Origin of the sequence: Occultella glacieicola, assembly GCF_004353825.1 — a bacterium.
In the GTDB taxonomy this organism is placed as follows: Bacteria; Actinomycetota; Actinomycetes; order Actinomycetales; family Beutenbergiaceae; genus Occultella; species Occultella glacieicola.
In genome coordinates this window covers 254,485-275,011 of the sequence record NZ_SMNA01000002.1, presented here as the reverse complement: position 1 = coordinate 275,011, position 20,527 = coordinate 254,485, and the positions used below count along the sequence as shown (strand labels likewise).

Genomic DNA, 20,527 nt, shown 5'->3' with positions numbered 1-20,527 from the left:
CTCAGGCGTTGGCGCCGATCTCGATGGCGGCGTCGATACTGGCCTGGTAGCCGCTGACGGAACCGTCGAGGACGTCGTCGACGGTGACGATCGCGCCGCCCGCGGCACCCGACTCCATCATCGCGTAGCAGACGGCGATCGCCCGAAGTCCCTCCTCGAGGCCAACCTCGGGTCGAGTACGGGAGCCGATGCAGGAACCGAACTCGGCGTACTCGACGGCGAGCAGGAGGCGGTCGACGGTCTCGAAGTCGAGCCCGTACGCCGTCGCCTGCCCGCCGCCGAACAGGGCCGCCGTCGCGTCGTCGAGCTGGAAGTCGGGGACGAGCGGGAGGATCTCGGCGCCCGTATAGGTGTGGGTGCGGTCGAGCGTGAGCACGAGCGGCTGACCGCTGCGGTCCTTGGGGATCTCGACGGCGCCTGCCGAGCCGTGCACGCTGCGTGCCCAGGTGTCCCGCCCGTGCTCGGCCCGGTTCTCGGCGTACTGACCGACGGCGCCGGAGGCGAAGTTGACCATCGCGTAGAGAGCGTCCTCGGCGGTCGCCTCGAACTCGGCGGGCATCGCCGCCTGGGACTGGCCGTAGACGCCGCCCGGGTTCGACGCCGGTGTGCCACCCGTCGCTGCCGGGTTGTAGCGGATGGGTTCGAACAGCCGCATCTGGGCGTAGGCGCTCGTCACCGGGCCGAGGTAGTACTCCATCATGTCGGTGTAGTGGGTGCCGGCGTCGAACAGGATGCCGCTCTCGTCCTTGAGGTGTCGCCACATCGAGATCGCCATCAGGTTGCCGCCGCCGCCCGAGCTCTGGTGGAAGTAGCGTGGCTGCCCCAGGACACCGGTGTCGATGAGTTCCTTCACTAGCCGGTTCGTCGGGTCGCGTCGGAAGTTCTCCGCGACGCTGAGGATACGGTCGCTGCCCCGGATCTCCCGAGCGAGCTGCTGAGCCGCGGCGATCGTGAGGCCGACGGGCTTCTCGACCATGACGTCGAGGCCGAGAGCGATCGCCTCGGCTGCCAGGCTGTGATGGAAGCGCGGCACGGTCGTGATGTCGACGGCCGTGGCGCCGGCCTTCACCAGTTGGCGGACATCGACGCACCGGCTCGGGCGACGACGTCCGAGCCAGGACTCCGCCTCATCAGCCAGTCGCTCGGCGCGACCGGGGTCGACATCGACGACTGCGACGAGCTCGAACGGGTTCAGCGACGCTCGTTCGAGTTCGGCCAGGCCGTACAGGTGCCGTGTCCCCATTCCTCCGCAGCCGACGATGGCGAGAGGTATCCGCTCCATGCTGCACCCTTCAATCGGTGTCATCCGGGTCCGCGTCGACTTCTATCCCGTGCGCAACGAGCGGGCGTCACCGGCAAGCAACGGTCGGCGCGTCGACAGCACTCAGGCTAGGTGGACAGAGGTGAGAATGTCAATACATATTCTCCGCCTGTGCCAGGATCGGGAGACCTCCCCGCCGGCTCAGGACTCCTCGAGCACGAGGTCGAAGGTGTAGCCGTCCGAGCGGTAGACGTGCTCGGCGTGCTCCACCGGTGCTCCGCTGGGGTCGAAGGCGGTGCGTGTCACAGCAATAACGGGGAGCCGGCTGGAGATGTCGAGCAGCTCTCGCTCCTCGACGGTCGGTAGCCGTGCCGCTATGGACTGGTGGGCGACCACGGATCCGACGCCCTGATCGCGGAGCAGGGCGTACAGGCCGCGTTGCTCGAGCTGCTCACGAGTGATTCCAGAGTGGCGAGGCGGGAGCCAGTTTCGCATGATCGCCAGCGGCTCGCCGTCTGCCAGCCGGAGCCGTACGACCGCGAGCAACTCGGTGTCCTTGTCGAGGTCGAGTGACGCCGCCGCGCGCGGGTTGATCTCGACCTCGTGGCGCAGTACAGAGGTGCTCGGGTCGCGACCTTGGATGGCAAGGTCTTCGTAGAGGCTGCCCTTGCTCGCGCGTCGATGCACCCGCCGGCTCGCGACGAAGGTGCCCAGGCCACGTCTGCGAACCAGCAGCCCTTGGTCGACGAGGTGGTGGATGGCGCGACGCACGGTGGGGCGCGAAAGTCCCAGCCGCTCGCTCATCGCGACCTCGTTCTCGAAGGGGTCGCCCGGCTGTGCCTGACCGTCCGAGATCGCGGCTGTCAACTGCTCGGCGAGCTGGAAGTAGAGCGGGATCGGCGAGGCGCGATCGAGCGCTACCGGCACGACGGCTTCAGTTGAGGACATCCTGACCCTCCCTACTGCTACAGAAATATGTCAACTCAATGTGACAATAGCCGCTCGGAGGGGGTTCCGTCGCCGCCGGGAGCCCGAGCGTGCCGGCGTTCGTGCCTCGGGACTAGCCGGCCAGCCCAGCGACCTCTGTCTCCGTTGGCATCGCATCAGAGCAGCCGCGCCGTGAGGCGACGATCGAACCGGCCGCGCATGCGAAGCGCAGCGACCGTTCGAGCGGCCAGCCCTCGATCAGGCCCTTGGCGATGAAGCCTCCGAACGCATCGCCGGCACCGAGCCCGTTCACGACCTCTGCCCGAAAGGCCGGCTGCCTGATGACCCCTGCCGACGTGGCCGCGAGCGCCCCGTCGGCCCCCAGCTTGACGATGGCGAGAGCGGGACCCTGGGCCAACAGTCGCCGTGCCAGCTCGGTGGGGGTGCCGCTGGACCCGAGCGCCAGCGCGCACTCCTGCTCGTTGCCGATCACGGTGTCAACGTGGGGGAGCACGGAGCGCAGCCGCAGGTGGAAGTCTCGCGCGTCGGCCCAGAACGCGGGCCGGTAGTCCAGGTCCAGGAGGCATCGGCGCCGCTCGCGCAGCGCCGCAGCGTGGGCGGCGGCCGAGGGGTCCGCCGCGAACCCGGAGGCGGTCAGCCAAAGGGTGTCCGCGGAGGCGGCGGCCGCCGCCAGCTCATCGGGGTAGATGTCGTTCTCCGGTGGCCGAGGGTCGCGGAAGAACTGCAGTGCGGGCGCGTGCGGTTCCTGCAGGTCGGCCACGGCGAGCGTGGTCCGGGTGTCCGCCACCGCGCGCACCCAGCGGGTGTCCACCCCGTAGGCCTCCAGCCGGGCGACGACGAACTGGTGGAACAGATCGTCGCCCGTGCGCGTGACCGCGGCAGTCCGCAGGCCGGCACGCGCGGCCGCGACGGCGACGTTGGTCGGTGAACCGCCCAGGAATTGCGTGTAGGAGAGGACGTCCTTCGGCGCGAGGCCATCCTGGCCGGGGTAGAGGTCGACGACGGCGCGACCGGCGGTGACCAGATCGAACGTGTTGGCAGTCTGTCTTGGCATCGTGACAGGATATCAAAATGTGTTAACATGAACTCATGCTGAGGTCGGAGGGAAGACATCGTGGCGCCGCTGACGAGCAGCCCTGGGCTTTGCTTGCATTCGACCATCGAGAGCGAGCGTTCGCCTCGGTGCGACCGCTTGGGATGACCCGAGAACAGATCGGAGACGCCAAGGGGCTCATCTTCGATGCCTTCACGGTCGCTGTCGAGCGTGGGCTCGAGGGTCTTCGACCGGGGATCCTGGTCGACGAGGAGTTCGGGGCTCCGATCGCACGCCGCGCGGCCGGTGCCGGTCACGCCATCACGATGCCGGTCGAGCGCGCGTTCGAGCAGGTCTTCGTCTTCGAGTACGGCGCGGACTACCAGCAGCATGTTCTGGCGTTCCGGCCGACGTACGCGAAGGCGCTCGTGAAGCACCGTACGACGGACCCCGTGGAGGACAAGCAGACCCAGCTCGCCAGGCTGCGGGCGCTGTCCGACTTCCTCGCTGAGCGCTCGATCGGTTTCATGCTGGAACTGATCGTGGGACAGGTGAACGAGACCGCCGACAGCATTCCTACCGTGGACCTGGAGCAGTTGTGCGGTTCTATGGCGGAGATGCAGTCGGCCGGAATTCAGGTCGACCTCTGGAAGATCGAGGGCATAGCCTCCCCGGACGCCGCGGCCCGGGTGGCCCAGCAGGCCGCAGCGGGCCGACACCCGGGGACATGCGTCGTCCTGGGGAACGGCGCAGCCGGTGATGTGCTCGATCGGTGGCTCGACGTCGCGGCGGCGACTCCAGGGTTCAACGGCTTCGCGATCGGGCGCAGCATCTGGGGTGCGCCCGTGGCAGGGTGGCTCGATGGCAGGCTTGGGCGTGATGACGCGATCGAGAGCATCGCGTCGACCTACACATCCTGCGCAAGGCGCTATCTGGGAGCGATGATCGGCGGATGAGGGCACTGCGCAAGACCGGGCCACAACCAGGCGACCTCGAAGTGCAGGACGTCCCGCGGCCCGCGGCCGGGCCCGGCCAGGTGGTCGTTGATGTCGCGGCATCGGGTCTGTGCGGTACCGACCTGCACATCCTCGACGGCAGCTACCGCTCACGGCCGCCGGTGACCCTGGGGCACGAGGTCAGCGGCACGATCGCAGCGGTGGGCACCGGTGTGGATCCTGGCCGTGTCGGCGAGCGGGTGGCGCTGGAGACCTTCCTCTCGACCTGTGGCGAGTGTTCGGACTGCCGCAGTGGCTCACCGAACCGGTGCGGGCAACGGGTATCGATCGGCTCTGGTGCGGATGGTGGCTTCGCCGATCAGGTCGTCGTGCCGGGTCGCAACGCTCGCGTGTTGCCGGACTCGATCTCCCTCGAGGCCGGAGCACTCAGCGAGCCACTCGCGTGCGTGTGCCGCTCGCTGTACCACCCGTTCGCGGCGGTCACGCCCGGTGACCGCGTGCTGGTCATCGGACCTGGTGCCATCGGGTTGCTCGCCGCCCAGGTCGCCAGGATCGCCGGCGGGACCGTGACCATCCTCGGCACCTCTGCCGACCGTGAACGACTCGCCGTGGCGGCGGCCCTCGGTCTGCCGGGGACCACCGAGAGCGCGCAGACACCGGTCGCCGTCGATGTCGTCCTCGAGTGCTCAGGCTCCGGACCCGGAATGGCGCTCGGCATCGAGCGTCTCCGGCGAGGCGGCCGCTACGTCCAGATCGGGCAGCGCGGCGACGCCGTTCCGATCCCGCTGGCGCTCGTCTCGTTCCATGAACTGGTCATCACCGGTGGTTTCGCCAGCACGCCGGCGTCCTGGGACCGTGCGATGCAGCTTCTGCACGACGGGGCGATCGAGTTGGAGACGCTCGTCAGCCATCGCTACGCCCTGGACGAGTGGCAGGACGCATTCGACGCGGTCCGCAGCGGCACCGGTGTCAAGCAACTGCTCTGCCCCGACGCGGGCGAGGTGCGCCGATGAGGATCGGTTACAACACGTGGTCGACCCCGACGATGGCCTTCGACGACGTCGTCACACACCTGTCGAGGATCGGCTTCGACAGCGTCGAGGTGACCGTCTGCGAAGGATGGCCAACGGACGCGGCGCTGGCATCGGACCGGGACGCGGTCCGCTGGCGCGCGCTCGCGGTCGAGGCCGGGCTGGAGATCTCCAGCGTCACCGCCAACGCACCTCTCGTCTGCGACGAGGACACCTGGGCCGTCAGCCGCGGCAGGCTGCTGCGGTCCTTCGAGATCGCTTCGATTCTGGGTGGGGGCGTGCCGATGCCCGTCAGCCTGGGCGCCCACAAGCCGAAGGCTCCGCTGCTGGGCGGCTCACCGCCGCCCATCACGACCCAGACGAGCTGGGACTCCGACCGGCAGCTGATCGTTGACCGTTTCGGCGACCTCTGCGAACTCGCGCTCCGGGCAGGCGCGACCGTGGCCGTGGAGCCGCACGCGGGGGCGGTCCTGTCGACCGTGGATCACGCCCTCCAGCTCCTCACGGAGGTCGGATCGCCTGCCCTCGGCATCAACCTCGACATCTCCCACTTCGCTGTGCGTGACTTCGAACTGCCCGAGGTGGTCGCACAGCTGATGCCGTACACGCTCGTGGTCGAGGTCAAGGACCATGTGCGCACGGTCGATGGATTCGACTTCCTCATCCCCGGAGAAGGCGAGTTCGACTACCGGACCTTCGTCGGTCTCCTCGCCGGGGAAGGGTACGAGGGAACCGTCTCGGTCGAGATCAGCGTTCGCCGCCAGGCACTCCCCGGTTTCGACGAGGTCGGTGCGGCTGAGCAGTCCTATCAGGTTCTCGACAAGGCGTTCGCAACAGCAGGAATCGTTCGCCCGCAGCGCCGGGGAACTCCGGCATGACTCGCGACCTACGCGTTGCCGTCATCGGTCTGGGCAGGTTCGGCGCCGTCCATGCCGAAGCGGCAGCCGCGTTGCCGGGGGTTGCGCTGGTCGGGCTGTGTTCGCGCACCCTCTCGCGAGCGCAGGGGCTGGCCGAACGCTTCCCAGGCGCCAGGGCGTACGACTCCGTGGAGCGGATGCTCGCGGAGGCCGACCTCGATGCCGTACTCGTCGCCACCCCGCACAAGCAGCACTTCGACCCGGCCATCCAGGCGATCCGTGCCGGAGTCGCCGCGCTGGTCGAGAAACCGCTCACGACGTCGCTGACGCAGGCTCACGAGCTCGTCGCCGCGGCCGACGAGGCGGGGGTCGCACTGGGCACGATCTTCCAACGGCGGTTCATTCCCGCCGCCCAACGTATGCATGAGGCGATCGTGCAGGGACGTCTCGGCCGAGTGGTCGCGGCCGAGTGCCTCGCGCACCTCGGGCGCGACCGTAGCTACTACGAGCAGGACGACTGGCGTGGCTCCTGGGCCGGGGAGGGCGGCGGCGTGCTCCTCACGATGGCGATCCACTACGTCGACATGCTGAACTGGATGCTCGGCACCCCCACCTCCGTGTACGGGCGCTGGGCCACCCTTAAGCACGCGGACTACGTCGACGTCGAGGACGTCGCGGGCGGCGTCGTCACCTACCAGAACGGCGCCATCGCCACGATAGGCGCGGTGACGACGTTCGAGAACGGCTTCGCCTCGGCGCCTAGCCCCACGGTCGCCTACCGGGCACCGGGGTTCCGCCTGGCCGTGCACGGAAGCGTCGGTCACAGCGTGGGCCTGGTGGAGAACCCCGAACTCACGCAGGCCGTCAACGACCCGTGGACCTTCGACGGTGCGGCGGAGGACCTTGCGCGTTGGCGCGAGCGGGAAGAGGGGCGGTCGAGCGTGCCCGAGTTCCACGGCCTCCAGATCGCGGAGTTTCTCGACGCGGTCCGGGCGGGGCGCCCGCCTGCGATCACCGGCCGTGACGGCATGGCCGCGCTGGAGGTCATCAAGGGCGTCTATCTTTCGCAGGCTCGCCAGGCGCCGATCACGTTGCCGATGTCGGACGACGATCGCCGCGCCGCCGATCATCTGACGGAGGGGGCGGAGTGAGCCGGTCGGGAAGGGTCGCGATCATCACGGGGGGCGCCACGGGGATCGGCCGCGCCACCTGTCTGGAGCTTGCCCGCCGGGGGGTCGGTGAGATCCACATCGGCTACTCGCGCTCTGCTGAGGCTGCCGTGCAACTCAGCGCCGAGCTCGCCGACCTCGGTGCGACCGGTCACCCCCTTCAGTTCGATGTCTCCGACCGCGAGGCGGTCCAGCGCGGTGCCGAAGAGGTGCTGGCAGCGAGCGGCGGCGTGGACGTCCTGGTGAACTGTGCCGGTACCACCCAGCGCATCGACTTCGCCGACCTGGACGCCATCACCCCGGAGCTCTGGGACGACATCCTCGGTGTCAACCTGCTCGGGGCGTTCTGGGTGTGCCAGGCGTTCGCCGAGTCGCTCAAGGAGCGCGGCGGCTCAGTTGTCAATGTCACCTCGATCTCCGCGACGCGTGTGGTCGGTAGTTCATTGCCGTACGGCGTCAGCAAGGCAGCCCTCGCTCAGATGACGCGTGCACTGGCGGTCGCACTCGCCCCCGCCGTTCGTGTCAACGCGGTTGCCCCCGGCACCGTGATCTCGGGATGGCACGAGCGCCTGATCGGTGAGGCCGCCGCAACCAGGAACTTCGAGGCCGAGGCCGAGTTCGTCCCGCTCGGTCGCCTCGCGGACTCCGAGGAGATCGGACGCGCGATCGTGACCGTCGCCCTCGACCTGACCTTCGTCACCGGGCAGGAAGTAATCGTCGACGGCGGAAAGGCGCTGCGGTACTGAGCAGCGCGTGGGCCCGAGTCCACCGGGCCCCTGGTGGGGCGTGCCGGTCAGCGAGGCCTCCAAGTCCACCCACCGCGCCCGTGCCGGATGCGAGCGCGACCACACCAACCAGAGGTACGACCTATGACGATCACCGAGACCAAGACCCTCGTGGGGCACTGGGTCGACGGCGCCCCGGTGCCCGTCGTGACGCAGCGGACCGCACCGGTCCACAACCCCGCCACCGGCGCCGAGATCGCCCGGGTGGCCCTGGCTACCGGCGAAGAGGTCGACCGGGCGGTCGCCTCCGCCGTCGCCGCCCAACGCTCATGGGGTGCGCTCTCGCTCGGGAAGCGAGCCGCGGTGCTGTTCCGGTTCCGCGAACTGCTCGCATCCCACGCGGACGAACTTGCCGTCATCATCAGCCGCGAGCACGGCAAGGTGCTCTCCGACGCCCGCGGTGAGGTGGCGCGCGGCCTGGAGGTCGTCGAGCACGCGTGCGGACTGCCGCAACTGATGAAGGGTGAGGTCAGCGACGAGGCCGCCACCGGCATTGATGTGTACTCGGTGCGTGAGCCGATCGGAGTGGTCGCCGGCATCACACCCTTCAACTTCCCGGTCATGGTGCCGCTGTGGATGTCGCCGGTCGCGATCGCCACCGGTAACGCGTTCGTGCTGAAGCCCTCTGAGCGGGATCCGTCCACCGCGAACGTGCTCGCCGAACTGTGGCAACAGGCCGGGCTGCCTGACGGCGTCTTCACTGTCCTGCACGGCGACAGGAACGCCGTGACGGCGCTGCTCGAGCACCCCGATGTGGACGCAGTCTCCTTCGTCGGCTCGACCCCGATCGCCAAGTACGTGCACGCCACCGGGAGCGCCGCGGGCAAGCGCGTGCAGGCCCTCGGCGGTGCCAAGAACCACGGCGTGGTGCTCGCCGACGCCGACCTCGAGGACGCCGCCGACCACCTCACCGCGGCAGCCTTCGGCTCCGCGGGCGAGCGCTGCATGGCGCTGTCCGTCGCGGTCGTCGCCGAGGAGGTGGCCGACGAACTGGTGGCCCTGCTGGCCGAGCGGGCGCGCGCGGTCAAGGTCGCACCCGGCGACGTGCCCGACGCCGACATGGGTCCCGTCATCACCGCCGCCTCCAAAGAGCGCATCGAGAGCCTGATCGGCTCCGCCGAGCGGGAGGGGGCTGATCTGGTGGTCGACGGCCGTGGGCACGTGGTGCCCGGCCACGAGGAGGGATTCTTCGTCGGCCCCACACTGATCGACAGGGTCGAGACCGGCTACGAGGTCTACCGCGAGGAGGTCTTCGGGCCAGTGCTGGACATCGTGCGCGTCGCGGACCTCGAGGAGGCGCTCGCCGTCGTCAACGCCAACCCCTATGGCAACGGAACCGCGATCTTCACCTCCTCGGGCGCGGCCGCTCGCGAGTTCCGCCGCCGCGTGCAGGTCGGGATGGTCGGCGTCAACGTGCCGATCCCGGTACCGGTCGCGTGGCACAGTTTCGGCGGCTGGAAGGACTCGCTCTTCGGCGACAGCCCGATCTACGGCCCCGAGGGCATTCGCTTCTGCACCCGCGCCAAGGTGACGACCGAGCGCTGGCCGAGCAAGCGCGTGCAGGCCTCGTTCCACTTCTCCGGCGACGGCCAGAAGTAGGCATGAGGGGGGTGCGGCCTCCGATCCGATGGAGATCCACTCGGCGCGCAACTCGGCGAGCACCGACCGAGATCGCGACCCTGACCGATCGCGAGCCTGATCGATCGCGACCCTGACCCAGCCAGAGCTGTCGTTCATGGCTGAGCGGGTGATGGCGCGAGCCGACGTCGTCCGACGGTGGCATCGCGGTGATGCGCACGCTTGCCGCCACCCGCTGGTCCTTTCGCGTCCGGAACCCCACGGCCCTGCCGGGCGTTGAGTACCGGTAGAGACGAGGAGGAATGCCCATGAAATGCCCGACCGACGGTTCGATCCTGGTGATGAGCGACAGGAGCGGTATCGAGATCGACTACTGCCCGCAGTGCCGGGGTGTGTGGCTCGACCGTGGTGAGCTCGACAAGATCATCGAGCGCTCCATGACCGAGCCGGGTCCTGCGCGCCCGCCCGCGCCCGCACACACGCTCCCACCGCGGCCGGCCTATGGCAACGCGCCCGTGCAGGATCGCGGGTACCGGGGCTACTCGGCGCCGTCCGCGCCCTCGCCGGAGGACGCGTGGCGCCACGGCCACGACCGAGACGGGCGGCGGCCCCGGAGGCGCCGGGAGAGTTGGCTGAGCGAGTTGTTCGACTGACCGCGTGCTCCCGCGCGGTCGGGTAGCCGTCTCCGGACTCAGCGGGTGGTGCCCTCCTCGGCGGCGGTGGTGAGGGTGGTCAGGTCCCGCTCGGCGAAGCGCCGATGCTCGGTGTGCTCTCGCAGGACGACGCCCAGGCAGTGGGACACGGGAACCGTCTCGGGCTCCTCGCCGACCCCGAGGCTGCCCGTGCGCAACTGCTCGAGGTCGGCATCGGTCAGCTCGGCCAACACGGCATCGACGCGCGCCCACTGCGAGTCGAGCGCTCGGACGACCTCGGCGTAGTCGGGTCGGGCCCCGCGGTCGAGACCGAGCGTGACGGTGTCCTCGTCGGAGAAGTCGGTCGGGGGGAGGCCGAGTCGGTGATAGGGCGCCGGCGGGTCCGTGAGCATCACGCCGACCCAGCTGTCGATGCCGAAGATCAGGTGGCGCAGCGTCTCCACGAACGACCACTCGCCGTCGACCCGTTCGTTGCGGGCCGATTCCGGGAGGGCCTCCGCCCGCTCCTTGCTCCGGGCCCACAGCCCCTTCGATGTCTCCCACATGGCGCGATGGTCGCCGAGAGTCCTGACGGCGCGCAGTTGCACTCGTTCGGGGTGACGGCGGTCCAACTCCGCTGCGACGTAGTCGCTCACCTCGACGTCGTCGACGTAGAGGGCGCCGGCCGCGCCGTCGAACCCGGTGACCCGCATCCCGTCGACCCAACTGCTGGCGATCCTGGCGTCTCGTAGGTCGCTGTCCCGGACCGTCAGCCCGTACAGGTCCGACGCCCGGAAGCTGGCTCCGTGGAACTTCGCCGTCCGATGGAATTCCTCTGCCATGACCGCTCCTGACATCCGTTGCCATCGTTGCCGGCCGAACCTAACACCGAATCCGGACAGTTCTCGTCCGCGGCTCGGTTGGTGCAGGTCGCTGCCGCCTCGGTCAACCCTCCGTGGGCAGCTCCGTGTAGAACGCGGTGGTGCGCAGCGCAGCCGCGGTGGCCTCGTCGGCCGGGGTGCCCGCGGCGACGCTCACCCGCGCCCATGCCTCACTGCTGGCCGTCACGAAGTCCTTGCCCTCGTCTGAGGCGACCCAGGCGTTCTGGTCCTCGGGGCGTTCGACGTCCGGGTTCGCCAGGTGCAGCTCGAGCCCGTACAGCCCGAGGTCCCAGCCCACGCCGGTGGCGCCGGGACCGAACTGCGACCACCACTCGTCGGCGACGAACGCGGTGTGCTCGAGCTCGAGGCGGGCAGTGTCCTCGCCGTCGTCGGAGATCCGGACGGTGAGCCAGGAGACCTCCTCGCCGTACTCCCAGGTGGCCGTGAACTCCCGAGGGGCGTCACACGTCAGCACGGTGCCACCGGCGTTGTTCTCGACCTGGAAGCGACCGCCGATGATCAGGTCGCCACTGACGGGCGCGAGCCAGCGGGCGAGACGCTCGGGGGTCGTGACGGCATGCCACAGGTCCTCCGACGTGGTCGGGTAGGTCTTGGACACGGTCGCCACGCGTGCCTCTCGGCCGTCGCGCTCGACGGTTCCGAGCAGGCGGGTGGTGGTGTCGGTCGACTCGGTCATGATGACTCCTCGGTGGGAGAGACGGGCGCTTCCGCGGAAGTGCCCGTCCTGGTGGTGGAGGTGTTGCTGGTGGCGCGGATACGGCGCGCGCGGTTGCCGCGGGCGATCTCGGTGCCGAGGGCGTCGAGCCGGGGCTGCCAGGTGGCTCGGAACGTCTCCAGCCAGGCATCGACCTCGCGCAACGGCTCCTCGGCCACGGCGTAGATGCGGCGGGTGCCCTCGGGGCGCACCGTCGCGAAGCCGGCGTCCCGCAGCACCCGCAGGTGTTGGGAGACCGCCGGCTGGCTGATGCCGAACTCCTCGGTGATCACGACTGAGATCGCACCCGAGGCCCGCTCGCCGGCGGCGAGCAGCTCGAGGATCCGACGGCGGACGGGGTCACCGAGGATGTCGAACGCGTGCATGGGGCTACTTTAGAAGAGGCTACTTATATAAGGCAACACTCAAATTAGATCAGGCGCTCGTCGACCGCGACCGGATCACGCTCCGTGAGAGTGCTGAGGTGGTCGCCACTTGCGCACTCTCGCCGGGGTGGGCGCTTCCGCGGAAGCGGCTTCGGAAGGTGACGCCGCGCGGGTTGCGCCGTCTGGCGCTTCAGCGGAAGCGCTGGACCGCGAGCGGTGCCGCCTCGGCGATCTCCCGGATCGCCTCGTGCTCGGCCTTGGCGAGCATCTCCCCGAGCGGGCCGGAGGAGACGAACGTTCCGTCGGCGAGGAAGTGGACGGTGCGGCACATCCGCTCGACCAGTTCGAGGTCGTGGGAGACCAGCACCACGGCGGTGCCGAGCCGGCCGGTGAGCGCGGTCAGGCGTCGCGCCATGGCGCCACGGGCCTGCGGGTCGACGGCGGTGAACGGCTCGTCGAGAACGAGGATCTCGGGCCGCGTCGCCAGCGCCACCGAGAGGGCCACCCGCTGCCGCTCGCCGCCGGAGAGGGTGAGCATGTTCCGCTTGGCGTAACGCTCCTCGAGGGCGACGGCGTCCAGCAGTTCCTCGATCGAGGTCGCGTGGGTGCGCCCACCCTTGCGCGCCTCGGCGAGTGCGCTCTTGAGGTAGCGGGTCACGGTCAGCTGCGGGTCGGTGATGGTCAGGGAGTCCTGGGACATGAACCGCACCTCGGCCTTGAACGCCTTGGCATCCCGGCGGGGCATCTTGGCGGTGTTCCAGCCGTTGTAGGTGACGGTCCCGCGGCTGGGTCGCAGCGTCCCGCGCAGGAACCGGACCAGCGTGGTCTTGCCCATCCCGGACGGGCCCACGATGCCCACCGGTGCATCGCCGGCGGTGACGGTCAGGTTGACGCCCCGGAGCACCTCGTTCTCGGGGTAGCCGCCCCAGAGGTCGCGTGCCAACAGGGTCGAGCGTGCCGTCATCTGGATTCTGCTCCTTGTGCCGCCGGGTCCTTCTACCTAGCGCATGCTAACGCCCGGACCTGACCTCACTTGAGCCCGGTGGTGGCGATGCCCTTGATCAGGTATTTCTGGCCGGCGATGAAGAACCCGATGATCGGCGCCAGCGACACCACCGACATCGCGAACATCGGACCCCAGGCGCTCTGCCCCTCGGAGTCCATGAACTGGCGCAGCGCCAGCGGCACGGTGTACAGCGCGCTGTCGGTCAGGTAGAGCAGCGGCCCGAAGAACTCGTTCCAGGTCGAGATGAACGTGAAGATCGCGGTCGTGGCCAGTGCCGGGACGCACAGCGGCAGGATCACCCGGAAGAACGTGCGGAACGGGCCGCACCCGTCGATGCGGGCCGCGTCGTCCAGTTCGCTCGGCAGCGCTCGCATGAACTGCACCATCAGGAAGATGAAGAACGCGTTCGTGGCCAGGAAGTTCGGCACCACCAGGGGCAGGTAGGTGTTCATCCAGCCGAGCAGGTTGAAGATCACGTACTGGGGGATCAGCAGCACGTGTCCGGGCAGCATGAGGGTGCCGAGCATGAGCGCGAACAGCGGCTTCTTGCCGAAGAACTGCATCCGGGCGAACGCGTAGGCGGCCAGCGAGCAGGACGCCAGGTTTCCGACGATGGTGAGGGCGACCACCACGAAGGAGTTCCACAGGTACAGGTGGAACGGGTGGTTCAGGGCGTTCCAGCCCTCGGTGTAGTTGGTGAGGTCCCACTCCGAGGGCCACAGGGACAGGTCGGCGAACACCTCGGAACTGGGCTTGAACGAGCTGGCCAGCATCCACAGCAGCGGGTAGAGCATGATCGCGCCGACGGCGCACAGGATCACGTGCCGCAGGAACCGGGTGCGGCTGTTGCTGCCGAGTTTCTCGAAGTAGCTGTCCTCGGAGTCCTCGGCGATCGCCCGTGAGCGCTGGCGGATCTGGGTCATGAGTGCCATCGAATGAGTGCCCTTAGTTGTCGTAGAAGACCCAGAACCTGGACATCAGGAAGTTCGCGGCGGTGAACATGGCCACGATCACCAGCAGCAGCCAGGCGAGCGCGGAGGCGTAGCCCATGTCGAACCGTTGGAAGCCCTCGATGTACAGGTACAGGTTGTAGAACAGCGTCGAGCCGGACGGGCCGCCTGTGCCGCCGGAGAGGATGTAGCCCTGCGTGAACGTCTGCAGCGACCCGATCAGGGCGAGCACCAGGTTGAAGAACAGGATCGGGCTGAGCAGCGGCATCGTGATCGACACGAACTGGCGCCACCGGCTCGCCCCGTCGATGGAGGCCGCCTCGTAGTACATGATTGGGATCTGCCGCAGGCCGGCCAGGAAGATCACCATCGGTGAGCCGAACGTCCACACATGCAGCGAGATCAGCACGCTCAGCGCGTATTGCGGGTCGGAGACCCAGCTCGGGCCGTCGATCCCGAACACCCCGAGGACCGCGTTGACGATGCCCTCGTTGCCGAAGATGTAGCGCCAGAGCATCACGATCGCGACGGAGCCGCCGAGCAGCGAGGGCAGGTAGTACACGGCCCGGTAGTACCGCAGTCCCTTGATGCCCTTGTTCAGCGCGAGGGCCACCCCGAGCGCGGCGAGCAGCGAGAGCGGCACCCCGACGAACGTGTAGATCCCGGTCACCTTCAGGGCCTGGAGCAGGTCCTCGTCGGTGAGCATCTCCTGGAAGTTCTCGAACCCGATCCAGTTCGGGTTGTTGATCAGGTTGTAGTCGGTGAAGGCCAGGTACAGCGACGCCCCGAACGGGATGAGCGTGAACAGCAGCCCCACGAACCAGGGCAGCAGGAAGAGGTACGCGGCCTTCTCGTTGCGACGGCGGGGTGTGCCTCGGCCGGGCGCCCCGGACCCCCGCGCGGCGGCGGGGGTCGGGGCGGCGGTGGCCGAAGGTGCGACGGAGGTGCTCATGGCTCGGGGGACTCAGTCCGCCAGCACGTCGTTGGCCGTGGCCACGAGTTGGGCGGCGGCGTCCGCGCTGGTGATCCGGGCGAACTCCACCTCGACGGCGACGTCGGCCAGCTTGGACTGGATCTCGGTGGCCCCGACCGGGTCGGCGAACGCCGGTGGCAGGTCCTCGGCCTGGAGGCCGAGGATGTACTCGGTCGCGGTCACGTCGTCCTCCTCCAGGTTCGGCACCAGACCCTCGGCCACCTCGGAGTTCGGCGGGACGCCCCGGGTGGTGCCCATGGCCTCCCAGGCCGACAACTCGTTCGTGAGGAAGCTGAGCAGCTCCGCGGCCTGGGCCTGGTGGGCCGACTGTGACGAGATCGACCACAAGTGCGGGCAGTCGATCGACTGCCCGCGTCGGGTGGCCGTGGACTCGCCGGGGATCCGGAGCAGGGCGAGGGTGCCGCCGCAGGCCTCGTTGTAACTCTTGAAGTTGTTCGTCGGGATGATCTGGGAGGCGACCCGGCCCTGCGCGATGTAGGACGCCTCGGCGGCGCTGGTGGTCGCGTCGAAGAACCCCGCGGGCGGGAAGCCGCCGGTCGTGCGCATCTCGTCGGCGAAGTCGAACCAGCTCTGGATGGTGGCCTCGCTCGCGCCGAACCGGCCGTCCTCGGTGTAGAGGTCCTCGCCCTGCTGGCGAACCCACACGTACAGGTTCGCGACCGTGGCCATCTCGTAGCACGTGCCGTAGATCGAGCCCCCGGAGGCCGCGGTAATCGCGTTCGCCATGGTCGCCAGGTCGTCCCAGGTCCAGGTGTCGCCGTCGGGCAGGTCGATGCCGTGCTCCTCGAGCACGGTGGTCTGGATGATGAAGCCGATCGTGTTCAGGCCGGCGGGCACCCCGATCAGCTGGCTGTTCACGTCCCACGGAGCCAACACCGGGTCGGACAGACCGGCCAGGTCCATCGCGTCCAGCGTCCGCAGGTCCGCCAGCGCGCCGCGGTCGCCGTACTCACGGAGCTGGTCGCGGCGGATGGCCATCAGGTCCGGTGCGTCCCCGGCCGCGATCCGGGTGGCGAGCTTGTCCTTGTACGGCCCGGAGTCCTGGTACTCGGTGGTGATCGTGACGTTCGGGTGGTCGGCCCGGTACAGGTCGAGCGCGGCCTCGGTGACCTCGGCGCGGCCGGCGTCACCCCACCACACGAAGTTCAGCTCGATGGGCTCGTCCGAGTCGGCCGGTTCCTGCACCACCTCCTCCGGCTCGACGGCGCACGCGGCCGTCAGCCCGACGGCCCCGGCGGCGCCGGCACCGACGACCAGGTGGTTGAAGCCGCGCCGGGTCAGGGGCGTGGACTTGGGGGACAGGCGTGCGGACATCGCATGCTCCTTTGCAGACGTGATCTGGATCGCTTGGCGGGACCGATGGTGCTGGTCGGGCTCCGGTCGGCGGAGGGCCGGCCGGTCTTGGTGATGCGTGACCTCCATCGACGGTGACAGGTTGCGCTCCGGAGAGTCATCTCCTGAAAGCGGTTTCTAGCACGTTCCGACGAAGGGGGTCAACCTTCGTAGGAAAGGTCACGGGTAGGTCACGGCCTGCGCCAGGTGGCCCGGGCCGTTCCCGAGCCATTGCATGGCTGCGCATTCCGTGTAATTTCAGGGAAAAGGCGGTCCGGCCGGGTAGTGCCGGCCCGCTGGCGCCACCCCGCCCTGTCCGCCCGGCGTCTCGCCATGCGGACGGGTGACCGGTTTCTGGCACCGTGTCGAGATCGCGCTCTCACGCGAGCGGGATGCGGCCGTGCACCCCAACGTTCCGGCCGTGATGCATCCGTGATGGCCGAGCCCCTCCCGGCCGCTGCCGGCCGCGCGTAGCGTGCGGATCGCAGGTCCAACTCGATCGGGGGAACACAGCGAAGGGGAGAGTCATGAAGCGCCTGATCACAGTTCTGCTCAGCCTGGTCCTCGGGGCGGTCCTCCTGGTCCCGGCCGGGACTGCCGCGACCGCCGCCCCGTACTGCGGGATCCGATGGGGCTCGTTACCCGAGTCCGACGCGACGATGTCCAGCCACTCCTGGCTCACGAACGTCAGGACCGGCCGGCACGCCTGCTTCGACCGGATCGTCTTCGACGTGCACGGCGACATCGAGGGCTACGACGTCCGTTACGGCACGGTGTACACCGACGGCGAGGGACGGGTGGTGCCGCTGCGGGGCGGCGCCGACCTCCAGATCGTCCTGCGCGTGCCCGCCTACGACGACTTCGGCCACGAGCGGTTCCCGCTCGCCCGTTCGGAGTCGGACCTCGTCAACGTGGGCGGCTACCCGACGTTCCGGCAGGTCGCCTACGCGGGGAGCTTCGAGGGTCAGACCACGATCGGCCTCGGTGTGCGCGCCCGGCTGCCGTTCCGCGTGTTCATCCTCGACGGGCCCGGCGACCTGAGCCGGCTGGTCGTGGACGTCGCGCACCGCTGGTGACCGTCGCCGGGTCGAGGGCCCGACGGCGAGGGCCGGGCAGGGCGAGGAGGGCGGGTCCGGGCGGGTCTGACCGTCGCGGGCCCGCCCGTCCGCGTCAGTGCGCCGCCGGCGGCACTGGTCCGAGCAGGGCACTGGCCATCGTGCTGTGGGCCGACTCGTCGTCGCTCGGGTGGAACAGCCCGGCCAGCACGTCCCGGTACAGCCGGGACAACTCGCTGCGGTTGAAGTACGAGCCGCCGCCGGAGACCCGGATCGCCTTCTCGACGACGTCCTTCGCGGTCTCGGTGGCGCGGACCTTGACCGCGGACAGGCGCGGGAACCACATCGCACCGTGGTCGACGAGGTTGTCGACATCGGAGGCGAGGGTGGCGATCTGTGGTCCGATGCCGTCCAGGGCGATCGCGGCGTCGGCGATCCGCCACCGGATGTCCGGGTCGTGGGCGTACGGGGCGTTGTCGTTCTTCAGGGACCGGCGCTTGTGCACCGTCTCGATGGCGACATCCAGGGCGCGCTGGGCGATTCCGGTGTAGACGGAGGCGAGCAGGATCTCGAAGTTGGCGAAGATGCCGAAGATGAACGGATCCGCGTTCGGACCGGGGGCCAGGCGCCGGGCGATCCGGTCCGCCGTTGCCGGTGCCCCGTCGAGCACCGTGGTGCAGGACTGTGAGGCGCGCATCCCGAGTGTGTCCCAGTCGTCCTTGATCTGGACGCCGCCGCCGTCGCGGGTGATGAACCCGTACACCGACCGGGGCGCGTCCGCCGAGACCGAGTCGGTGCCGAACGTGCCCAACCGGGTCCAGCCCGGCGAGAGCGAGGTGAAGATCTTGGTGCCGTGAAAGGTGTAAGCACCCGCGCCGTCGGGCCGGGCCTCGGTCGTGGAACCGAACAGGACCAGATCGTTGCCGCGCTCGGAGATCCCGAAGGCGAAGATCTCCCCGGCGGCGGCCTCGGTGAGGACGAAGTCGAGGGAACTGTCGCCGCGGTCGTGGACGGTCTTGGCGACGCCCACCCAGACGTGGTGCATGTTGACGGCCAGGGCGGTCGACGGCGCCGCACCGGCCAGGCGCATCTGCTCGCGGGTGAGTTCGGCGAGGGTCAGCCCGGCGCCGCCGAACTCCGTGGGAACCAGCGCGGTGAGGTACCCGGCGGCCACCAGGTCCTCGAGGTCCTCGGTGAAGAACGCGTTCTCGCGATCGTAGTCCGCGGCGCGGGAACGGATGCGGTCCAGCAGGTCATCGGTGAGCAGGCTCATGCCGGTAACCCTGCCACGCTGGCGCGGGGCAGATGTGGCGAGTGGGACTAATCTGACGAAAGTTCACGTCGGATGGGGTGAATTGGGGCCAGGATGGCGGAAACACGCCGAAAACAGGCCTTGAAATGCGCGGATCCGGGCCTCGGAGTCGTAGTGTCGGACCCGGCGCATCCCATTCGGGACGCGATTCCGCACGATGAGAGGGAACCTACGTGTCCGTCAACCGCACTGACCTCGTTGCCGCGATCGCCGAGAAGGCCTCGCTGACCAAGACGCAGTCCGACGCCGCGCTGAGCGCACTTCAGGAAGTTCTGATCGAGTCGCTGGGCAAGGGCGAGGCCGTCAAGGTGACCGGCCTGCTCAGCGTCGAGCGTGTCGAGCGCGCCGCGCGCACCGGCCGCAACCCCCGTACCGGCGAGGAGATCCAGATCCCGGCCGGCTTCGGCGTCAAGGTGTCCGCCGGCTCGGCCCTGAAGAAGGCCGTCGCCAAGTGACCCACCGCGGCGTCTGACCCCGGTCGGCGTCGCAGACGAAAGGGCGCGGGGACGATCCCCGCGCCCTTTCGCATGCTCAGACCTTGCGCGCGGCCGCTTTCTCCTGACGGTCGCGTTCTTTGGCGGCCTGCGCCTGTGCCTTGTCCGCGGCCTTCGCAGCCCGCTCCTCGGCCTTGGTGACGGCCTCGCGCTCCTTGCGGAGGGCTTCGCGCAGCTTTCCCTCCGCTTCCCGCCGGGCGGCCCGTGCCTGCCGGACCCCGGGGTCCTTCGGGTGTGCGTCCGTATGTGCCGTGTCCGCCCACTCGGGTGCGGGCGCGGGCGTGGCGCCGGCCGTCAGCGCGGCGACGTGGTGCTCGACTCCCTCGAGGATGCGCTGTACTCCGAACTCGAACGGGTTGGTCGGGTCGCTGAGCGCGCCGGCCTCGACCGCTGCCGACAGCGCCGGGAACATATCCTCGGTGACCAGGCTCGCGATCAGCCGTTCCTCGGCCTGCTCCAGCTCATCCGGGCTCTGACCATGGTCGGATGCGGACTGGCTGTAGCCCCGTGACACGCCGGCGGACCACCGGGCATGCCCGGTGAACAGCAGGATGACGGCGATCTGCTCTGCGGCGGTCAACGGCATGCCCTGCATCACGACGAGCCCGGCCTCGAGCCAGGCGAGGTTGTTCGGTGTGTTCGGCGTCCCCTCGATCGGGATGTCGAGGATCCACGGATGGGCCCGATAGATCTCGACGTTCGCCCGGTAGAACGCCATCAGGCCGTCCTGCCAGGTCTCGGCCTCCTGCACGCTCAGCGGAGGTAGGCCGATGCCGTGTTCCTGCATAAGCAGGATCAGGTCGTCCTTCGCTGAGACGTACCGGTACAGCGACATCGTCGTGAAACCGAGCCGGGTGGCGACGGCAGACATCGAGACGGCGCCGAGGCCGTCCGCGTCGGCGATCTCCACTGCGGCCTCGACGATCCGCTCGATGCTCATCTCGCGCTTGGGTCCGCGCTGCGGGTTCGCCGCGACGCCCCAGGCAAGGGCGATGCCCCGGGGGAGTTCCACCTCGATCGGTTCGTCCGCGTTCTCCATCCGGACATCCTGGCCGAGTCGGCCGGTCCCGTCCACTTCTGTGTATGCCCTATACAAGACTGCGTGTGGCATATACAGTGTGTGCCGCACACAGTGTGCGGGATAGACAGTTT

Annotated in this window: 21 protein-coding genes; 9 read left to right on the top strand and 12 right to left on the bottom strand. The window is 69.1% G+C overall.

Going from position 1 to position 20,527, the window contains the following annotated elements:
- Position 1: 1 nt before the first annotated feature.
- The 3 genes from EXU48_RS04190 to EXU48_RS04180 all read right to left on the bottom strand — a co-directional run bounded on the left by EXU48_RS04190 (position 2) and on the right by EXU48_RS04180 (position 3,263).
- Positions 2–1,282 (bottom strand): Gfo/Idh/MocA family oxidoreductase, encoded by a 1,281-nt coding sequence (locus EXU48_RS04190; protein WP_207947620.1) that lies wholly within the window; start codon positions 1,280–1,282, stop codon positions 2–4.
- Between the two features lie 180 nt (positions 1,283–1,462).
- Positions 1,463–2,209 (bottom strand): GntR family transcriptional regulator, encoded by a 747-nt coding sequence (locus EXU48_RS04185; RefSeq protein WP_133106327.1) that lies wholly within the window; start codon positions 2,207–2,209, stop codon positions 1,463–1,465.
- A 112-nt stretch (positions 2,210–2,321) separates the two neighbouring features.
- Positions 2,322–3,263, bottom strand: a complete 942-nt coding sequence (locus EXU48_RS04180; protein WP_133106326.1) for a PfkB family carbohydrate kinase — start codon at positions 3,261–3,263, stop codon at positions 2,322–2,324.
- A 35-nt stretch (positions 3,264–3,298) separates the two neighbouring features.
- Between EXU48_RS04180 and EXU48_RS04175 the strand changes: the two genes are divergently transcribed.
- The 7 genes from EXU48_RS04175 to EXU48_RS04145 all read left to right on the top strand — a co-directional run bounded on the left by EXU48_RS04175 (position 3,299) and on the right by EXU48_RS04145 (position 10,271).
- On the top strand, positions 3,299–4,198 hold the full coding sequence (locus EXU48_RS04175) for a 2-deoxy-5-keto-D-gluconate 6-phosphate aldolase domain-containing protein (RefSeq protein ID WP_133106325.1): 900 nt from the start codon (positions 3,299–3,301) through the stop codon (positions 4,196–4,198).
- Positions 4,195–5,211, top strand: coding sequence for a zinc-binding dehydrogenase (locus tag EXU48_RS04170; protein WP_133106324.1), 1,017 nt, complete (start codon positions 4,195–4,197; stop codon positions 5,209–5,211). Before EXU48_RS04175 ends, EXU48_RS04170 begins: the two co-directional genes overlap by 4 nt.
- Complete coding sequence (locus EXU48_RS04165; RefSeq protein WP_133106323.1) at positions 5,208–6,107, top strand: sugar phosphate isomerase/epimerase family protein; 900 nt, start codon at positions 5,208–5,210, stop codon at positions 6,105–6,107. The genes EXU48_RS04170 and EXU48_RS04165 overlap by 4 nt, the downstream gene beginning before the upstream one ends.
- Complete coding sequence (locus tag EXU48_RS04160) at positions 6,104–7,237, top strand: Gfo/Idh/MocA family protein (protein WP_133106322.1); 1,134 nt, start codon at positions 6,104–6,106, stop codon at positions 7,235–7,237. Before EXU48_RS04165 ends, EXU48_RS04160 begins: the two co-directional genes overlap by 4 nt.
- Positions 7,234–8,001, top strand: a complete 768-nt coding sequence (locus EXU48_RS04155; RefSeq protein ID WP_133106321.1) for an SDR family NAD(P)-dependent oxidoreductase — start codon at positions 7,234–7,236, stop codon at positions 7,999–8,001. Before EXU48_RS04160 ends, EXU48_RS04155 begins: the two co-directional genes overlap by 4 nt.
- 123 nt (positions 8,002–8,124) lie before the next feature.
- Positions 8,125–9,639, top strand: coding sequence for a CoA-acylating methylmalonate-semialdehyde dehydrogenase (locus EXU48_RS04150; RefSeq protein WP_133106320.1), 1,515 nt, complete (start codon positions 8,125–8,127; stop codon positions 9,637–9,639).
- A gap of 281 nt (positions 9,640–9,920) precedes the next feature.
- Positions 9,921–10,271, top strand: a complete 351-nt coding sequence (locus EXU48_RS04145; protein ID WP_407938707.1) for a TFIIB-type zinc ribbon-containing protein — start codon at positions 9,921–9,923, stop codon at positions 10,269–10,271.
- 38 nt (positions 10,272–10,309) lie between these two features.
- On the opposite strand, the gene EXU48_RS04140 is transcribed toward EXU48_RS04145, so the two are convergent.
- From EXU48_RS04140 to EXU48_RS04110, 7 genes are all read right to left on the bottom strand, one after another.
- Positions 10,310–11,092, bottom strand: coding sequence for a DinB family protein (locus EXU48_RS04140; protein WP_165962674.1), 783 nt, complete (start codon positions 11,090–11,092; stop codon positions 10,310–10,312).
- Positions 11,093–11,195: 103 nt separating this feature from the next.
- Positions 11,196–11,828: an SRPBCC domain-containing protein gene (locus tag EXU48_RS04135; protein WP_133106317.1), complete on the bottom strand. Its 633-nt coding sequence runs from the start codon at positions 11,826–11,828 to the stop codon at positions 11,196–11,198.
- Positions 11,825–12,232 carry an ArsR/SmtB family transcription factor gene (locus EXU48_RS04130; RefSeq protein WP_133106316.1) on the bottom strand — a complete coding sequence of 136 codons (408 nt, stop codon included), beginning with the start codon at positions 12,230–12,232 and terminating at the stop codon, positions 11,825–11,827. The genes EXU48_RS04135 and EXU48_RS04130 overlap by 4 nt, the downstream gene beginning before the upstream one ends.
- A gap of 190 nt (positions 12,233–12,422) precedes the next feature.
- On the bottom strand, positions 12,423–13,196 hold the full coding sequence (locus EXU48_RS04125; protein WP_133106315.1) for an ABC transporter ATP-binding protein: 774 nt from the start codon (positions 13,194–13,196) through the stop codon (positions 12,423–12,425).
- A gap of 65 nt (positions 13,197–13,261) precedes the next feature.
- A complete protein-coding gene (locus EXU48_RS04120) occupies positions 13,262–14,170 on the bottom strand; it encodes a carbohydrate ABC transporter permease (protein WP_133106314.1) in 909 nt (302 codons plus the stop codon).
- Between the two features lie 13 nt (positions 14,171–14,183).
- The gene (locus EXU48_RS04115) at positions 14,184–15,140 is read right to left on the bottom strand and encodes a carbohydrate ABC transporter permease (protein WP_133106313.1); all 957 of its coding nucleotides are present in this window, start codon (positions 15,138–15,140) and stop codon (positions 14,184–14,186) included.
- A 12-nt stretch (positions 15,141–15,152) separates the two neighbouring features.
- Positions 15,153–16,496 (bottom strand): ABC transporter substrate-binding protein, encoded by a 1,344-nt coding sequence (locus tag EXU48_RS04110; RefSeq protein ID WP_165962673.1) that lies wholly within the window; start codon positions 16,494–16,496, stop codon positions 15,153–15,155.
- Between the two features lie 545 nt (positions 16,497–17,041).
- On the opposite strand from EXU48_RS04110, the gene EXU48_RS04105 reads away from it, so the two are divergent.
- A complete protein-coding gene (locus EXU48_RS04105) occupies positions 17,042–17,590 on the top strand; it encodes an AMIN-like domain-containing (lipo)protein (protein ID WP_133106311.1) in 549 nt (182 codons plus the stop codon).
- Between the two features lie 94 nt (positions 17,591–17,684).
- Here EXU48_RS04105 and EXU48_RS04100 read toward each other — a convergent pair whose 3' ends face one another.
- Complete coding sequence (locus EXU48_RS04100; RefSeq protein WP_133106310.1) at positions 17,685–18,842, bottom strand: acyl-CoA dehydrogenase family protein; 1,158 nt, start codon at positions 18,840–18,842, stop codon at positions 17,685–17,687.
- Between the two features lie 212 nt (positions 18,843–19,054).
- On the opposite strand from EXU48_RS04100, the gene EXU48_RS04095 reads away from it, so the two are divergent.
- Positions 19,055–19,336: an HU family DNA-binding protein gene (locus EXU48_RS04095; protein WP_133106309.1), complete on the top strand. Its 282-nt coding sequence runs from the start codon at positions 19,055–19,057 to the stop codon at positions 19,334–19,336.
- A 76-nt stretch (positions 19,337–19,412) separates the two neighbouring features.
- Here the strand turns inward: EXU48_RS04095 and EXU48_RS04090 are convergent, their stop codons facing one another.
- Positions 19,413–20,414, bottom strand: coding sequence for a TetR/AcrR family transcriptional regulator (locus EXU48_RS04090; protein ID WP_133106308.1), 1,002 nt, complete (start codon positions 20,412–20,414; stop codon positions 19,413–19,415).
- Positions 20,415–20,527 lie beyond the last annotated feature (113 nt).

Coding starts and splice junctions, on each gene's coding strand:
- EXU48_RS04190 (WP_207947620.1), bottom strand. CDS start 1,282: ATGGAGCGGATACCTCTCGCCATCGTCGGCTGCGGAGGAATGGGGACA.
- EXU48_RS04185 (WP_133106327.1), bottom strand. CDS start 2,209: ATGTCCTCAACTGAAGCCGTCGTGCCGGTAGCGCTCGATCGCGCCTCG.
- EXU48_RS04180 (WP_133106326.1), bottom strand. CDS start 3,263: ATGCCAAGACAGACTGCCAACACGTTCGATCTGGTCACCGCCGGTCGC.
- EXU48_RS04175 (WP_133106325.1), top strand. CDS start 3,299: ATGCTGAGGTCGGAGGGAAGACATCGTGGCGCCGCTGACGAGCAGCCC.
- EXU48_RS04170 (WP_133106324.1), top strand. CDS start 4,195: ATGAGGGCACTGCGCAAGACCGGGCCACAACCAGGCGACCTCGAAGTG.
- EXU48_RS04165 (WP_133106323.1), top strand. CDS start 5,208: ATGAGGATCGGTTACAACACGTGGTCGACCCCGACGATGGCCTTCGAC.
- EXU48_RS04160 (WP_133106322.1), top strand. CDS start 6,104: ATGACTCGCGACCTACGCGTTGCCGTCATCGGTCTGGGCAGGTTCGGC.
- EXU48_RS04150 (WP_133106320.1), top strand. CDS start 8,125: ATGACGATCACCGAGACCAAGACCCTCGTGGGGCACTGGGTCGACGGC.
- EXU48_RS04145 (WP_407938707.1), top strand. CDS start 9,921: ATGCCCATGAAATGCCCGACCGACGGTTCGATCCTGGTGATGAGCGAC.
- EXU48_RS04140 (WP_165962674.1), bottom strand. CDS start 11,092: ATGGCAGAGGAATTCCATCGGACGGCGAAGTTCCACGGAGCCAGCTTC.
- EXU48_RS04135 (WP_133106317.1), bottom strand. CDS start 11,828: ATGACCGAGTCGACCGACACCACCACCCGCCTGCTCGGAACCGTCGAG.
- EXU48_RS04130 (WP_133106316.1), bottom strand. CDS start 12,232: ATGCACGCGTTCGACATCCTCGGTGACCCCGTCCGCCGTCGGATCCTC.
- EXU48_RS04125 (WP_133106315.1), bottom strand. CDS start 13,196: ATGACGGCACGCTCGACCCTGTTGGCACGCGACCTCTGGGGCGGCTAC.
- EXU48_RS04120 (WP_133106314.1), bottom strand. CDS start 14,170: ATGGCACTCATGACCCAGATCCGCCAGCGCTCACGGGCGATCGCCGAG.
- EXU48_RS04115 (WP_133106313.1), bottom strand. CDS start 15,140: ATGAGCACCTCCGTCGCACCTTCGGCCACCGCCGCCCCGACCCCCGCC.
- EXU48_RS04110 (WP_165962673.1), bottom strand. CDS start 16,496: ATGTCCGCACGCCTGTCCCCCAAGTCCACGCCCCTGACCCGGCGCGGC.
- EXU48_RS04105 (WP_133106311.1), top strand. CDS start 17,042: ATGAAGCGCCTGATCACAGTTCTGCTCAGCCTGGTCCTCGGGGCGGTC.
- EXU48_RS04100 (WP_133106310.1), bottom strand. CDS start 18,842: ATGAGCCTGCTCACCGATGACCTGCTGGACCGCATCCGTTCCCGCGCC.
- EXU48_RS04090 (WP_133106308.1), bottom strand. CDS start 20,414: ATGGAGAACGCGGACGAACCGATCGAGGTGGAACTCCCCCGGGGCATC.